Source organism: Sorangium sp. So ce836, from assembly GCF_028553905.1.
Taxonomy (GTDB): Bacteria; Myxococcota_A; Polyangia; order Polyangiales; family Polyangiaceae; genus Sorangium; species Sorangium cellulosum_D.
Window position 1 is genome coordinate 3,443,900 of the sequence record NZ_CP102233.1, and the last position, 13,296, is coordinate 3,457,195.

The 13,296-nt window shown below is 76.3% G+C and carries 13 protein-coding genes; 8 read left to right on the forward strand and 5 right to left on the reverse strand.

Features of this window, described 5'->3' with window-relative positions:
* Positions 1-17: 17 nt before the first annotated feature.
* Positions 18-824: a hypothetical protein gene (locus tag NQZ70_RS12545; protein WP_129574433.1), complete on the reverse strand. Its 807-nt coding sequence runs from the start codon at positions 822-824 to the stop codon at positions 18-20.
* A gap of 202 nt (positions 825-1,026) precedes the next feature.
* Between NQZ70_RS12545 and NQZ70_RS12550 the strand changes: the two genes are divergently transcribed.
* Positions 1,027-1,416 carry a hypothetical protein gene (locus tag NQZ70_RS12550; protein ID WP_129574434.1) on the forward strand — a complete coding sequence of 130 codons (390 nt, stop codon included), beginning with the start codon at positions 1,027-1,029 and terminating at the stop codon, positions 1,414-1,416.
* A 96-nt stretch (positions 1,417-1,512) separates the two neighbouring features.
* Here the strand turns inward: NQZ70_RS12550 and NQZ70_RS12555 are convergent, their stop codons facing one another.
* The 4 genes from NQZ70_RS12555 to NQZ70_RS12570 form a co-directional block, all read right to left on the reverse strand.
* Positions 1,513-2,625, reverse strand: a complete 1,113-nt coding sequence (locus NQZ70_RS12555; RefSeq protein ID WP_129574435.1) for a lipopolysaccharide assembly protein LapB — start codon at positions 2,623-2,625, stop codon at positions 1,513-1,515.
* A complete protein-coding gene (ltaE, locus tag NQZ70_RS12560) occupies positions 2,622-3,713 on the reverse strand; it encodes a low-specificity L-threonine aldolase (RefSeq protein WP_237245266.1) in 1,092 nt (363 codons plus the stop codon). Before ltaE ends, NQZ70_RS12555 begins: the two co-directional genes overlap by 4 nt.
* A 65-nt stretch (positions 3,714-3,778) precedes the next feature.
* Entirely contained in the window at positions 3,779-5,353 is a 1,575-nt protein-coding gene (locus NQZ70_RS12565) for a GMC family oxidoreductase (RefSeq protein ID WP_129574437.1), read from the reverse strand.
* Positions 5,350-5,937 (reverse strand): hypothetical protein, encoded by a 588-nt coding sequence (locus NQZ70_RS12570; protein ID WP_129574438.1) that lies wholly within the window; start codon positions 5,935-5,937, stop codon positions 5,350-5,352. Before NQZ70_RS12570 ends, NQZ70_RS12565 begins: the two co-directional genes overlap by 4 nt.
* A gap of 450 nt (positions 5,938-6,387) precedes the next feature.
* On the opposite strand from NQZ70_RS12570, the gene NQZ70_RS12575 reads away from it, so the two are divergent.
* From NQZ70_RS12575 to NQZ70_RS12605, 7 genes are all read left to right on the forward strand, one after another.
* Positions 6,388-8,052 (forward strand): hypothetical protein, encoded by a 1,665-nt coding sequence (locus NQZ70_RS12575; protein WP_129574439.1) that lies wholly within the window; start codon positions 6,388-6,390, stop codon positions 8,050-8,052.
* Positions 8,053-8,443: 391 nt separating this feature from the next.
* On the forward strand, positions 8,444-8,992 hold the full coding sequence (locus NQZ70_RS12580; RefSeq protein WP_129574440.1) for a Spy/CpxP family protein refolding chaperone: 549 nt from the start codon (positions 8,444-8,446) through the stop codon (positions 8,990-8,992).
* A 17-nt stretch (positions 8,993-9,009) separates the two neighbouring features.
* Positions 9,010-9,240, forward strand: coding sequence for a hypothetical protein (locus tag NQZ70_RS12585; protein WP_165373924.1), 231 nt, complete (start codon positions 9,010-9,012; stop codon positions 9,238-9,240).
* 58 nt (positions 9,241-9,298) lie between these two features.
* On the forward strand, positions 9,299-9,985 hold the full coding sequence (locus NQZ70_RS12590) for a response regulator transcription factor (protein ID WP_129574442.1): 687 nt from the start codon (positions 9,299-9,301) through the stop codon (positions 9,983-9,985).
* Positions 9,982-11,355, forward strand: a complete 1,374-nt coding sequence (locus NQZ70_RS12595; protein ID WP_237245267.1) for a sensor histidine kinase KdpD — start codon at positions 9,982-9,984, stop codon at positions 11,353-11,355. Before NQZ70_RS12590 ends, NQZ70_RS12595 begins: the two co-directional genes overlap by 4 nt.
* A 168-nt stretch (positions 11,356-11,523) precedes the next feature.
* The gene (locus NQZ70_RS12600; protein WP_129574443.1) at positions 11,524-11,898 is read left to right on the forward strand and encodes a PleD family two-component system response regulator; all 375 of its coding nucleotides are present in this window, start codon (positions 11,524-11,526) and stop codon (positions 11,896-11,898) included.
* A gap of 98 nt (positions 11,899-11,996) precedes the next feature.
* A complete protein-coding gene (locus NQZ70_RS12605; RefSeq protein WP_129574444.1) occupies positions 11,997-13,127 on the forward strand; it encodes a hypothetical protein in 1,131 nt (376 codons plus the stop codon).
* Positions 13,128-13,296: the final 169 nt, after the last annotated feature.

Below are 13,296 nucleotides of genomic sequence, written 5' to 3' on the forward strand. Positions count from 1 at the left end.
CGGGCAGGGGGAGCCGCTCAGCGCCGACCGAGCTCGGTCCGCACCTCGAGCAGGAGCTCGAAGCCCACGAACTGCGCGATGCCGGTGCCCCGCTCGTAGTTGGCCGTGTCCTTCCAGCCCGCGATCAGCACCGGCCGGTAGACGCAGCTGACGCCGAGCACCGCGCGGCGCGACACCTCCAGCTCGACGCCGACGCCGCCGAAGATGAGCGCGCCGCCCGTCTCGACGCCCCACTCGTTGCCGTAGACGACGCCGCCGACGCCGGCGGAAAAGTACGGGGCCGCTCGGTAGCCGATGTCCGGCATGTACCTCATCTCGGCGCGCAGCTGCTGGAAGATGCCGAGCCGGTAGAGGTTGCTCGAGTCCATCTTGGTGAACTGGTACGCGCCGCCGAAGTACCAGGGGCCCGGCGATCGGTAGCCGCCGCGGATCGCGAGCCCGCCGCCGCTGCCGAGGATGCACGAGTACAGCGGCCCCGATCTCGGGCAGACGGCGCCGGGGTCGAGGCTGATCTCCGCCACGAGGGCGACGCCGTACTGCGCGTACTCGACGTGCAGCGGCGGCGGTCGCGCGGCCAGCTCGACGCGCGGCTTGACGGGAGGAGGCGGCGGCCGCGCGGCGGCGGCGTCGCTCGCCTGCGCGCCGTCGACCCCGTCGCCCGCGGCCTCGCCTGTCCGGGCGCCGACGGGAGCGTCGGGCGCTGCGGAGGGGAGGTCGCCCTCGGCCTTGCCCTCCGGCGGCGCGGCAGGCGCTGTCAAGGACAGCAGCGCGCTGGCCGCGAGGGTCGCGGCCGGGAGCGCGCCGGGCGGAGGTCGTAAACGCACGAGTTGCTTGAGATACGCGAGAGATCTGTCGCCGGCAACGCCCGTCCGCGCGCGAGCGGCGCCGCCCGGGGGCGGCTGTCAGGCCCCCGCCGCGACGCCAGGAAAAGAGGGGACGGGAGGGGGAGGCGGGCGGTCTCGTGAAGCTCGACTCCATACGCCGCTTGACGGCAGCTGCGAGGGTCGCCTAAACGAAGCCACCTTCATGGAGATTCACCTCGACAAGCGTGCCGTAAAGCAGATCCGCCTCTCTGCGGCGGATGCCGTTGAGGAAGGCGACACCGAGGCGCTGCGCGAGGACGTCCTCGAGGCGTTCTCGGAAGAGCAGGTCGAAGAGATCGAGCGTCGTCTGGACAGCGGTGATTTTTTTGAGTTCTTGACCGACGTGCTCGACGAGTGGGGGGGCGACGACGTAGACGAGCTCTTCGAGCTCCTCGAGACGCAGCTCGGCGACATCGGCATCGACCTGAAGTACGAGCCGCGCGAGGACGACGACGACCTCGACGAGGCTGAGGACGACGACCTCGGCGACGATGACGACGACGAGGGCGACGACGACGCCGAGCTCGAGCCCGAGGACGACGAGGACGACTGACCGCGGGGCGGGCCGCCGAGAGGGCGGTCCGTCGCCACGGCCGGCCGCTGCCACGGCCGGCCGCCGACACGGCGATGCGCCGTGCGGCGCCCCGCGTCAGCGGTCCTTTTCGCCTTCCTTGTCGCCGTCGAGCTCTCGCACGATGTAGTCCGCGCACGGGCGCTGCGGCGCCGGGAGCGACGGGCAGATCGCGTGCGCGCAGCGCGCGTAGCGCGACTCGGGGAGCTCCCGGGCGATGAGCGCCGCGGTCGCGCACGCCTCCTGGGTCCGGCCGTCCTCGCGCCATAGCTTCGCCTCGGCCCAGAGCGCGTCGTCGCGCAGGATGGACGCGGGGTGGTTCGTGTAGAGCTTGCGCAGCTCGCGGCGCGCGGCCGCGCGATCGCCGAGCGCGTCGCGGTAGAGGCGCGCGATCTCCAGCTGCGCGTCGTCGAACCGCTCGCGGTCGTAGCTGCCGGTCGCCGCGGACTCGCGCGGCGCGAGCAGCTCCCTCAGGTAGCCGATGGCCTCCTCGGGGCGCCCGAGGGCGGCGGCGAGCTCCGCCGCGCGGAACAGCGCGTCGTCGGTCAGGCTGCCGACGGGGTACGGGTGCGCGCGCGCGGCGGCGACGAGCGTGCGCAGCGCGCCCTCGCGATCGCCGGTCCGCTCGAGGAGCAGCCCGGTGTGGTAGGCGACGTCCTGATCGAGCTCCGTCCCGCGGAACGCCGGGCCGTGCTGCCGCAGCCACGCGAGCGCGCCGCCCGCGCCGGCGCGCTCCTCCTCGCGCCGGAGGAGCCGCTTCAGCGCGTTGCGCGCGAGCCCGTGCGACGGGTTCCGCCGCGTCGCCGCGAGGAGCATCGCGTAGCCCGCGTCGGCGTCGCCGTGCTCGATCGCGAGATCGGCGAGCTCGAACTCCGCGCGCGCCGAGCGCGGCCCGCGCGGCGAGTCGGCGAGCAGCCGCTCGTACGACGCGCGCGCCTCGGCCCAGGCCTCGGCGCGCTCGAAGGAGCGCGCTTGCAGGAGGCGCGCCTCGTCGCGGTCCTTGACGCGCAGCGCGCGCGACGCGGCGCCGTCGAACGAGCGGGCCGCCTCGCGGTAGCGCCCCGCGTGGTAGGCGCGCTCGCCGGCGGCCATCGCGGCGACGTAGGCGTCGCCGCGCGCCGGCGCGCACGCGGGGCCGAGCAGCGCTGCGATCGCGAGGGCGAGCGCCGAGGCGGCGGCGCGGCGGCTCATGCGCGCGCGCCCTCGTGGCCGCGATCGCGCGGCGCCGAGAGCACCTCGGCGAGCGCCTCGGCGAGGGCGCTCGCCGCGGGCGCGACCTGCTCGGGCGCGACGTCGAGGTGCGTCACGGCGCGGACGGTGCTCTTGCCGGTCGCCCCGATCAGCACGCCGCGCCGCCGCGCGGCGTCGACGAGCCGCTCGGCCGGGATCCCGGGCGTGTCGACGTAGAGGATGTTCGTCTCGGGCTCCTCGATCGCCGCGGGCGGTGCGATCGCGCCCGACCGGGCGGCGCGGCGCGCGGCGTCGCGCATCGCCCGCGCGATGGCGCGCGCGGCCTCGTGGTCCTCGGCGATGCGGCCCTGGTGGTGCGCGAGCGCGTGCAGGGCGGCGGCGGCGAGCACGCCGGCCTGCCGCATGCCGCCGCCGAGCATCTTCCGGAAGCGCAGCGCGGCGCGGATCGCGTCGGCGCCGCCGCACAGCGCGGAGCCGACCGGGGCGCCGAGCCCCTTCGAGAAGCAGACGCTCACCGTGTCGAACGGCGCCGCGAGCTCGGCGACCGTCCGGCCCGAGGCGACCGCCGCGTTCCAGAGGCGCGCGCCGTCGAGGTGGAGCGCGAGCCCGTGCGCGCGCGCGACCTCCGCGATGGCGAGGACGTCGTCCTGCGGGAAGACGCGCCCGCCGGCGCGGTTGTGGGTGTTCTCGATCGCGACGACGCGCGTGCGCGGCAGCGTGTACTGCGGCGGCTTGATCGCGTCCTCGACGTCCGCCGCCGTGAACAGGCCGCCGCGCCCGGCGAAGGCGAACTGCACGCCGCTCCACGCGGCCCCGGCGCCGCTCTCGTAGAACGCGCAGTGCGCGCCCTCGCCCGCGATCACCTCGTCGCCGCGCTGCGTGTGGCAGAGCAGCGCGATCTGGTTGCCCATCGTCCCGCTGGGCACGAACAGCGCGGCCTCCTTGCCCGTGAGCTCCGCGACGCGCTCCTCGAGCCTGCGCACGGTGGGGTCCTCCCGGTACACGTCGTCGCCGACCTCGGCCGCCGCCATCGCCGCGCGCATGGCCGCGGTCGGTCGGGTCACCGTGTCGGAGCGGAGATCGATCATCGCTTGCCTCCTGAAAACCTCGGCTGTCGGCCCGGCCGACATGCTAGCACCGCGCGCCCTCGCCCCTACGCGGGGCCCTCCGCCGCGAGCCGCGGGAACCGCTCGGCCATCCGCCACGCGATGCGCGTCGCCATCGCCATGATCGGCACCTGCGAGTTCACGCCGATGCTCGTGGGCAGGATGGAGCCGTCGGCCACGAAGAGCCCCGGCAGCTCGAAGCACTCGCCGCTCTGATCCACGATCCCGCGCCGCGGATCGTTCGCGACGCGCGCGCTCCCGAGCGGGTGGAACGCCATGCACTCGATGCGGCGCGCGTCGATGGGCGCGCGCTCGGCCGCGAGCGCGGCGTCCATCGACGTGATCGGCGGGGCGCCGATCATCGCGGTGTAGACCTCGCGCGCGCCGGCGGCGATCGCCATCTCGCTGAGGAGGGTGATCGAGCGGCGCAGCCGCGCGAGATCCCGCGGCGCCATCGCGTAGGAGACGAGCGGCTCGCGGCCGGGGCCGGGGCGGACGCGGCCGCCGCCCTCGTCGTGGATCATCGCGCCGAAGACCGCGCAGCGCGGCAGCGCGCGGACCCGCCGCCGCAGCGCGGGCCCGACGCCCGGCAGCCCGGCCGCGAGCACGTTGACCGCCGAGTAGACGCCGACGAGCTTGATCCCCTCGGCGTCGAAGTGGTCGGAGTAGACGCTCTGGAGCGCGCCGTCCCAGCCGTTCAGCGCGTCGTCGAACCGCGCGACCACGCGCACCGCGGGGTGCAGCGTCACGTCGTTGCCGAGCGCGCCGCTCGCCCTGAAGGCGCCCGCCGTGCGGAGGAGCAGCGGCGTGTGCAGCGTGCCGCACGCGGCGACCACGACCTTGGCGCGCACGCGGAAGCGGCGCGGCGGGGCGCCGGGCTCGCCGCCGAGCAGCGTCCCCTCGACGCCGGCGGCGCGCCCGCGCCGCACGGTGATCCGCTCGACCAGCGCGTCGGCGACGACGCGCGCGCCGCGCGCCGTGGCCGACGGCAGGTAGGCGACGTCGACCGAGCGCTTCGCCCCGGCGGGGCAGGTGAAGTTGCACCGGCCGTTCCCCTCGCACGCGTCGCCGGTGTTGCGGCGGAGCGGGCGCATCGGGATGCCGAGCCGCCGCGCCCCCTCGACGAACCGCGCCGTCGACGCGGAGCGCATCGCCTCCGGCACCTCGCGGACGTGGAGCCGCTCCTCGACGCTCTCGTACGCCGCCTCGAGCGCCCGCTCCGAGAGCTCGTCGAGGCCGAGGTCGCGCACCCACCGCGCGTGGACGCTGCCCGGGATGCGGAAGCAGACCCCGCCGGTCACCACCGACGAGCCGCCGACCGCGCGCCCGAGCGTGAGGGAGATGATCGGCGTCTCGCCCACGCCGAACGCCGTGACCATGCCGCCCTCGCGGAACAGCCGCCGCAGCGACTCGCTGGGCTTCCAGCGCTGGTAGTCGTCGGGGCGGTAATAGGGGCCCTCCTCGAGCACGATCACGCGGCGCCCCGCCTCGGCGAGCAGCGCCGCCACGACCGCGCCGCCGGCGCCCGAGCCGACCACGGCGACGTCGCACGCCTCGTCGAACCCCGCCGGCAGATCGCGCCCGCGGACGATCGGCTCGCCCGACGCGATGGCGCCGCTCACGCGTCGCCCCGTGCGGCGGGCGCCGCGCGCGGAGCCTCGCCCGCGTCGGCGCGGGGCGCGGCGGGAGCGCCCGCGGCCGGGCGGAGCGCGGGCAGGCGGCGCCGCGCCGCGGTGCTCTCGCGATCGAGGCCCGTCAGCGCGAGCTCCGCGCCCTCCTCGAAGGCGGGGATGCACATCGGCACCTTGAAGGCGACGAGCAGCATCGCGAGGAGCCCGGAGCGGCTCGACTCCAGCGCCTCGAGGTAGGCGAGCCGCCGGCCCAGCGGGAGCCGGCTCATCCGGCTGAAGGCGCCGATGACGAAGGGCGGCAGCAGCTCGAGGCAGGCGGCCAGCAGCGCGAAGCCGCGCCGGGTCTCGGGGCTGGCCTGCCCGAGCGAGAGATCCAGCGCCGCGACCGCGCGCTCGCACACCTCGGCGCCCGGCGGGGCGAGCTCGCCCCGCTCGTCCTCGTCGCAGAGCATCGCCTCCGCGGCGGCCCACGCGACGCGGCGCGCCCAGGGCGAGAGCCCGCGCCCGGGGCGGTCCAGCCGATCGAGCCCTCGCGCGGCGCGCTCGCGCGCCGCCTCTCCCGCGTTCTCCTGCATGGCCGCGAGAGCCTAAGCCCGGATCGACCCGGCGCCGAGATCCAAGGCGGCGCGCGCCGCGGCCGGGTGATCCCGGGCGCTGGCCGCGGCCACGCGGAGGGGGCGCCTTCGAAGGTCGGCCGCGGCCCGCCGCGCAGCTCGTCGAGGCCGGCCGAGCGCGGCGAGGCGCCCGGCGCGCTCTCCTCGGCCCCGGCGCTTCCTCCTCGACGCCGACACGACGCGCCGCGCGGTGACGCGCCGCGTGCCGCGCTCGATCGGCGCGCGACGCCCCGCGCCCGCGTTCGCGCGTCGTTGCAGAACGACATCCTGGCGGTCCGCGGGAGACGCGCGCCGCGCGCGTCGAGGCTCGGTTCCCGCCGGGCTCGCGCGCGCTTCGCCGCCGCGCGCGGGCTGCCGGCGCGGATCCGGTTCTGGTATTCAGCGGAGCGGCCGGGGGAACACGGAGGAACGATGGCGGAGCGATCGCTGCAGCACCGGGATCCCGATAGCAAGGACGACGAGACGCTGAGGAGAGAGGCGCGCGTGCACCTCGCGAGCGAGCCTGCGCTGCAGCTCGTGGCGGAGCTGATCGCGCGGCTGCGCGAGCTCGATCTGCCGTGGTGGACGCCGGTCAAGCTGCGCGAGCGGTTCGGCGCGGTCGAGCGGATGGGCTGGTTCCGCGAGCGGAGCGACGTTCGCCAGCAGATCACGACCTCCCTCACGGGCCTGTCGCCGCGGGCCGCCCGCCGCAAGACGCCGGACTTCCAGGGCGCGCTCATCGACTCCGTCATCGACGAGGGCGACATCACCCCGCGCGCGTTCGAGGCCGCGTTCGATCCGCGCGATCTCGCCGTGTACGGCCCGGCCGGTGGCTACTGGCAGTTCTTCCGCGAGTCGATGCCGTGGGATCAGGACACGCCGCAGCACCAGGAGATCGTCGCCTGGCTGCTCAAGGCGCTGCTCGCGGACCGGAGCCCGTTCGAGGGCATCGGCAGGACGCCGATCCTCACGCCGTGGGACGTGCGCACGGCGATCGACGGCCGGCTGTGGCAGACCCGGATCCCGCTCGAGGTCCGCGTCGCCATCGACAACGCGCGGCTCAAGCAGGAGCGCGAGCGCCCGGGCGTGCCGTTCCACGCCGACGGCGAGCTCGCGATCGCCGGGCCGGACGTGATCGCCGCGAACATCCCGCCGCGCGAGATCCTCCCCGTGGTGCAGCTCGCGCAGAAGGCGATGCGCTTCGACGCGGCGCGCGCCGCCACGCCGAAGGCGGACGCGCCGAAGGCGGCGCCGGCCGAGCTGTCGTCGGGCCGCAGCGCCGCGCCCGCGCCGCCCGGCGGCGCGCCCGCGCCGGCCGCCGGCGCACCGGCGTCGACCCCGGCGGCGTCGGCGCCGGTCTCGCCCGGCGGCGCGCCCGCGTCGAAGCCGACGGCGTCCGCGCCGGTGTCGCCGGCCGGCGTGCCCGGCTCGGCGCCGGCGGCGTCCGCGCCCGCGTCGTCCGGCAACGCGCCCGCCTCTTCGCCGGCGGCGCCTGCCTCGGTGTCGCCCGGCGGCGCGCCGGATCCCGGCCAGGCCGGCAAGCCCGCCGCGGGCGCCGCGCCAGGCGGGGCCTCCTCCGGGGCGGCGAGCTCGCCGCCGGCGGTGCTCCCGCCCTCGGTGAGCAGCCCGCCGGCCGGCGCTCCTGCGGGCTCGAGGCCGGCCGGGGGCATCACGCCGACGCCGCCGAGCGCGATCGTGACGCGGCCGCCGTCGGCCGGCGGCGCCGCGGCGGCGTCCGTCTCGTCGCAGGTGGCCGAGCCGCCGCGCAGCCGGCTCCCGAGCGACCCCGGCGTCTCGTCGGCGCGCGCGTCGACGCCGCCCGCGCCGCCCGCGCTGCGCCCGTCGACGCCGCCTGCGCCGCGCGCGTCGACGCCGCCCGCGCCTCCCGCGCCGCGCGCGTCGACGCCGCCGGCGCCGGGCGCCTCGCCGGCCGGGGTCGAGTCGCTCGACGATCTCGAAGCGGAGGACGCCGACGAGGGCGACGGCGCTGCTGTCGACAGCGAGCGCACGAATCCGTGGGCGGTCTCGAGCGACGAGAAGGCCAAGGCCGAGGTGGACGACCTGGACGATCTCGGCGAGGTGGAGCCGGCGAGGTAGGGCCGCCTCACCGCAGCGCGCCGCCTCACCGCAGCGCGCCGCCTCACCACAGCGCGCCGCCTCACCGCAGCGCAGCGCGCCGCCTCACCGCAGCGCAGCGCGCCGCCTCACCGCAGCGCAGCGCGCCGTATCGCCCAGCACACATCGCCGCGCCGCGCGCGGCCGCCTTCATCTTTCTTCACGCGCGCTCCTGCACATCCTTCACACGCCCTGCGCAGCTTCGTCGTGGTTCGGGGCCGCGCGTCTGCGGCTCCAGCCTCGCAGCCCGGGGCCGCGCGAGCGCGGCTTCGGTCTCCTGCGACCGGGGCCGCGCGTCCGGACGAGCCGGGCGCCGCGCGGACATGCCCCGTGCACGGATCGACAGCGGAGACGCTCACGGAGGGTGCTCATCATGTTTGGATTCATCGTTGGAACGGCCTGCCTGATCGGCCTGATCGTGACCCTGAAGCGCGCCGGCCGGTACGATTGCGGCGGGCACTGGGGCGCGGGGCCGCGCCCCTTCGGCCGGCGCGGCTTCGGCGGCTTCGGCTTCCGCCGTCGCTTCTTCCTGTCGTTCCTCTTCGACCGGCTCGGCACCACGCCGTCGCAGGAGAAGGCCATCGTCGCGGCCGTCGACGAGCTCCGCGCCGCCGCGGACGCGCACCGGGGCGAGATCCGCGGCACGCGCGCGGACGTCGCGGCCGCCATGCGGAGCCCGAGCTTCGACGAGACGCGCCTCGGCGAGCTCTTCGCGCGGCACGACACCGCCATCGAGTCGCTGCGCAAGGCCGCGGTCGGCGCGCTCGGCAAGGTCCACGCCGTGCTCGAGGACCGCCAGCGCGAGCAGCTCGCGGATCTCATCGAGATCGGGCCGGCCGCGTTCCGCGATCTGTGGTCCGGCAGGGCCGGGTGGCGCGGCCACCGCGCCGATCCCTACAGGACGCACGGCGGGTGGGCGTGAAGGAGGCGACGAAGACCATGATGCGACGCCAGATCACGATCACGCTGCTCGTCCTCGGCACCGTCTTCGGTTACGCCTCCGGCTTCTCGGCGCTGCGCTGCCGGGCCGAGGCCCGCCGCGACGCCTTCCAGCGCCACGTCGCCTCCCTCTGCGTGGACGCCGCGCGGGAGGCCGAGCGCTCCTCGTGGCGGAGCGCCGCGCCCGCGCGCCCCGCGGCGCCGGAGGCCGACACCGCCTCCGGCCGCTGAGCTATACACAAAAGAGGCGGCGGCCGCGCGCTGCCGCCCCTTCCCTTCGGGTCCCTCCATGGCGCTGCGGCTCCTGCTCATCGACGACGACTCCAGGCTCCACGCCCTGCTCGCGAGCTACCTCGAGCAGAACGGCTTCACGGTCACGGTCGCGAGCGACGGCGCGCGCGGCCTCGCGGCGCTCGCCGCGGGCACCTTCGACGCCGTCCTGCTCGACGTGATGATGCCCGGCATGGACGGCATCGAGGTCGTGCGCCGCATCCGGCAGAAGAGCTCGATGCCGATCCTCATGCTCACCGCCCGCGGCGACGAGGCCGATCGCGTGGTCGGCCTCGAGATCGGCGCCGACGACTACATCGCCAAGCCGTTCAGCCCGCGCGAGCTGCTCGCGCGCCTCCGCGCCGTGCTCCGGCGCGCCACGCCCGACGCCGCCGGCGAGCGGATCGTGGCCGGCGACATCGCCATCGACGTGCCCGGCCGCGTGGTCACCGTCGCGGGCAAGCCCGCGGAGCTCACCGGCATCGAGTTCGACATCCTCGTCGCCCTCGCGCGGCGCGCCGGCCGCGTCGTCGCCCGCGAGGCGCTGCTCGAGGAGGCCGGCCGCGGCGACGTCAACGTCGGCGGGCGGACCGTCGACGTGCACATCTCGCACCTGCGGCAGAAGCTCGCCGACGACCCGAGGTCGCCGAAGCTCATCAAGACCGTGCGCGGGGTCGGCTACGTGCTCGCCAAGGACCGCGCATGATGCGCTGCCGCTCCTGGCTGTTCGAGAACGGGCGGAAGGTCTCGATCGGCCGCTTCCTCAGCGCCCGGCTGCACCGCCGGATCTTCATGTGGTTCGGCGCGACCATCCTGCTCACCGCGTTCGCGGCGATCGCGACGGTCGGCGCCATCGACCGCGTCGGCAACTCCGGCTGGCGGCACGAGCACGCCCGCGCCCAGTCCTTCGTGGGCCACCAGTTCCAGCGGGTCTGGGGCGACCCCGTGGCCCGCGACGCCCTCGCCCGCGTGATCGCGGAGGATTTCGACACCGACCTGGAGCTCCTCGACGCGAAGGGGCGGCGGCTCGCGCGGTACGGCCAGCCCTGCCGGGCGCAGGCCCTGGTCGCGCCGGTCCCCGGCGACGGCGGCTCGCTCGGCACCGTGCTCCTCTGCCCCGGGCGCGGCCGGTCCGGCGCGTCGCTCCGCCTCGCCCTGCCGCTGCTCGCCGTGGCCGCCGTCCTGTGGGCGGCCTCGGGCCTCATCTCGCGCCGCCTCGCCCGCCCGCTCGTCGATCTGGCCCACGTCGCCCACGAGATCGGCGCCGGCAAGCTGTCGAGCCGGGTCCGGCTCGACCGCCACGGCCACGGCCACGGCGAGGTCGGCGTGGTCGCCGAGGCGGTCAACGACATGGCCGCGCGCATCGAGCGCCAGATCGCCGACCAGCGAGAGCTCCTCGCCGCCGTGTCGCACGAGCTCCGCACGCCGCTCGCCCGGATCCGCCTGCTCACCGAGATGGCCCGCGGGGACGGCGGGCCGAGCGCGCCCGTGTTCGACGACCTCGATCGCGAGGTCATGGAGATCGACGCCCTCGTCGGCGACCTCCTGGCGAGCTCGCGCATCGACTTCGCGGCGCTCACCTTGACGCGCCTCGACCCGGCCGAGGCCGCGATCCGCGCGCTGGAGCGCGCCGGGCTCGACCCGACGCTGCTGGAGGTCGCCGAGGGGACGCCGCCGTTCGAGGCGGACGCGACGCTGCTGGCGCGCGCGCTCGCCAACCTGCTCGAGAACGCGCGCGCACACGCGGGCGGGGCCGAGCGGCTGCGCGTCCGCCCCGGCGGTCCGAGCCGCGTCGTCTTCGAGGTCGAGGATCGCGGGCCCGGGTTCGCGGACGGGGAGGAGACGCGCATCTTCGAGCCGTTCTTCCGGCGCGAGCGGGCGCAGGGCGGGGAGAGCGGCGCCGAGCGCGGCTCGCTCGGCCTGGGCCTCGCGCTGTGCAAGCGCGTCGCCGAGGCGCACGGGGGTCGCGCGTTCGCCGAGCGCCGCGAGGGCGGCGGGGCGCGCGTGGGCATCGAGCTCGCGCTGCGCCCGCCGGCGAGCGCCGCGCGCCTCCGCGATCGCCCTCTCCGCGCCTAGCGTGCGATCCCCGGAAGGGGTGGCCGCCGCGCGGGGCTGGACGGCCGCGCGGCGGACGCCGGGGAGCGGCGCCCGGGGGCAGCCAACCCGGCAGCGAGCGGACGGGGCGGGCGCGTTCCCGCTTGACCGCGCGACGGCGCCGGTGCGAGGCTCCGTCAGCTCGCGACCATGCGTATCCTTCTCTGTGAAGATCAGGACGCGATCCGGCGCATGATCGAGGCGCTGGTCGGCGCGAGCGGCCATGAGGTCATCGGCGTCGGCACCGGCCCCGAGGCGGTGGAGCGCGCCTTGACCGAGCCCTTCGATGTCCTCCTGCTCGATCTGATGCTCCCCGGCAGCATGGACGGCTTCGAGGTCTGCGCGCGCCTCCGCGCGGACCCGGCGACGGCCAGCCTGCCGATCGTCGTGATCAGCGCCCTCGACGACCGCGAGGCGCGCGTCCGCGCCGAGGCGCTCGGCGCGACCGCCTACTACGCGAAGCCGTTCCGGCCCCTCGAGCTCCTGGAGCACATCGGCGGGCTCAAGGCCGCGCGGCGGGCCTGACCGCCGCCGCGGCTCCCCGGCCGGCGCAAGAGCGCGCTGGAACGCGGCGCGGGTTTTGGCTACACCCCGCCGTCATGCACACTCGGTGGCGCGGGGTTATGGCTTCGATGCTCGCGGCGGTCGCCCTCTCGGGGCTCGCGGGCTGCGACGGGGACAAGAGCAAGGCGCAGGCCGCCGCCGACGCGGGCGCGCTCGACGCCGGCCCGGCGCTCCCGGTCGTCGGCGGCAAGCTCGGCGCGGAGCTCGCGGAGGCGGCGAAGTCGGGCGGCCACGAGAGCCGGCCGGCGCCGGGCGGCGCGAAGGACGGCCCGCCGGAGAACGGCGTGTTCTCGCCGCAGGCGGCCGCCGCCGTGCTCCCGAAGGACGTGCCCTACACGATCGAGGTCATCGACGCCGGCAGCGAGCCGCGCGCCCAGCTCGCCGCGAAGGTCGATCCGAAATCCGAGCAGAAGGTCGCCATGACGCTCGGGCTGCGCATGGGCGGGCCGCAGGGGTTGCCGAACCTCGAGCTCGGCCTGAGCCTCAAGGCCGACAAGCCGGCGGACAAGCCCAAGGAGGGCGCGCCCGCGGCGCCGACGAAGGTGACCGCAAAGATCACGTCGGCCACGCTCGCGTCCATGTCCATCGGCGGCCCGCCGAAGGAGCTCGCCGACGCGCTGGCGAAGCTGAAGGGGAGCGCGCTGCGCTACGATCTCTCGCCGGCGAACGTGGTCAGCAACCAAAAGCCCGAGCTCGCCAAGGACGCCGACCCCGGGCTCCAGCCGCTGCTCGCCGCCCTCGGGGAGGCGATCACGCTCCTCACGCCGCCCCTGCCGGACAAGCCCGTCGGCGCGGGGGCCTACTGGATGGTCACCGACCGCGCCGTGGTGTCGGGGGCGCAGCTGCCGGTGCTGCGCTACCGGGTCTTCAAGATCGAGAAGGTGGAGGGGGATGTCGTCTCGTTCAGCGTGGACACGCGCCAGTACGCGGAGGGCGCCGACCTCAAGCTGCCGGGCCCGAACGGCGACGTCACGCTGACCATCGACCGGCTCGACTCCGCCGGCAAGGGCACGCTCACCTGGTCGCCGTCGAGCTACGCGCCGGGCACGGCCGACGCGTCGCAGCGGCTCCAGGCGCTGCTCGTGCCCCCCGGCGCCAGCGGCCCCGGCGCCGGCGGCCAGCAAGCCGCCCAGCGCAGCGTCGCCCAGGTCGAGCTCACGGCGAAGATCGCGCCGCCCGCAGCGCAGTAGCCGCCCGCCACGCGGGCGAGGGCGCGCGTGCGCGCCGCTGCGCCCGGCCTGGAGAGCATGGCGACCGCGCCTCGCTCTGGCGCGCCGCGGCGGCGCAGCGGAGCGTTGGCTAATCCCGTGCATGAACGTCCATGCGGGGAGGCGTGGCGGCTGTCCGACCCGGCTGGCA

Bases quoted from the DNA above. Each gene is read 5' to 3' on its own strand.
- NQZ70_RS12550 (WP_129574434.1), top strand. From the start codon at position 1,027: ATGGAGATTCACCTCGACAAGCGTGCCGTAAAGCAGATCCGCCTCTCT.
- NQZ70_RS12555 (WP_129574435.1), bottom strand. From the start codon at position 2,625: ATGAGCCGCCGCGCCGCCGCCTCGGCGCTCGCCCTCGCGATCGCAGCG.
- ltaE (WP_237245266.1), bottom strand. From the start codon at position 3,713: ATGATCGATCTCCGCTCCGACACGGTGACCCGACCGACCGCGGCCATG.
- NQZ70_RS12570 (WP_129574438.1), bottom strand. From the start codon at position 5,937: ATGCAGGAGAACGCGGGAGAGGCGGCGCGCGAGCGCGCCGCGCGAGGG.
- NQZ70_RS12575 (WP_129574439.1), top strand. From the start codon at position 6,388: ATGGCGGAGCGATCGCTGCAGCACCGGGATCCCGATAGCAAGGACGAC.
- NQZ70_RS12580 (WP_129574440.1), top strand. From the start codon at position 8,444: ATGTTTGGATTCATCGTTGGAACGGCCTGCCTGATCGGCCTGATCGTG.
- NQZ70_RS12585 (WP_165373924.1), top strand. From the start codon at position 9,010: ATGATGCGACGCCAGATCACGATCACGCTGCTCGTCCTCGGCACCGTC.
- NQZ70_RS12590 (WP_129574442.1), top strand. From the start codon at position 9,299: ATGGCGCTGCGGCTCCTGCTCATCGACGACGACTCCAGGCTCCACGCC.
- NQZ70_RS12595 (WP_237245267.1), top strand. From the start codon at position 9,982: ATGATGCGCTGCCGCTCCTGGCTGTTCGAGAACGGGCGGAAGGTCTCG.
- NQZ70_RS12600 (WP_129574443.1), top strand. From the start codon at position 11,524: ATGCGTATCCTTCTCTGTGAAGATCAGGACGCGATCCGGCGCATGATC.
- NQZ70_RS12605 (WP_129574444.1), top strand. From the start codon at position 11,997: ATGGCTTCGATGCTCGCGGCGGTCGCCCTCTCGGGGCTCGCGGGCTGC.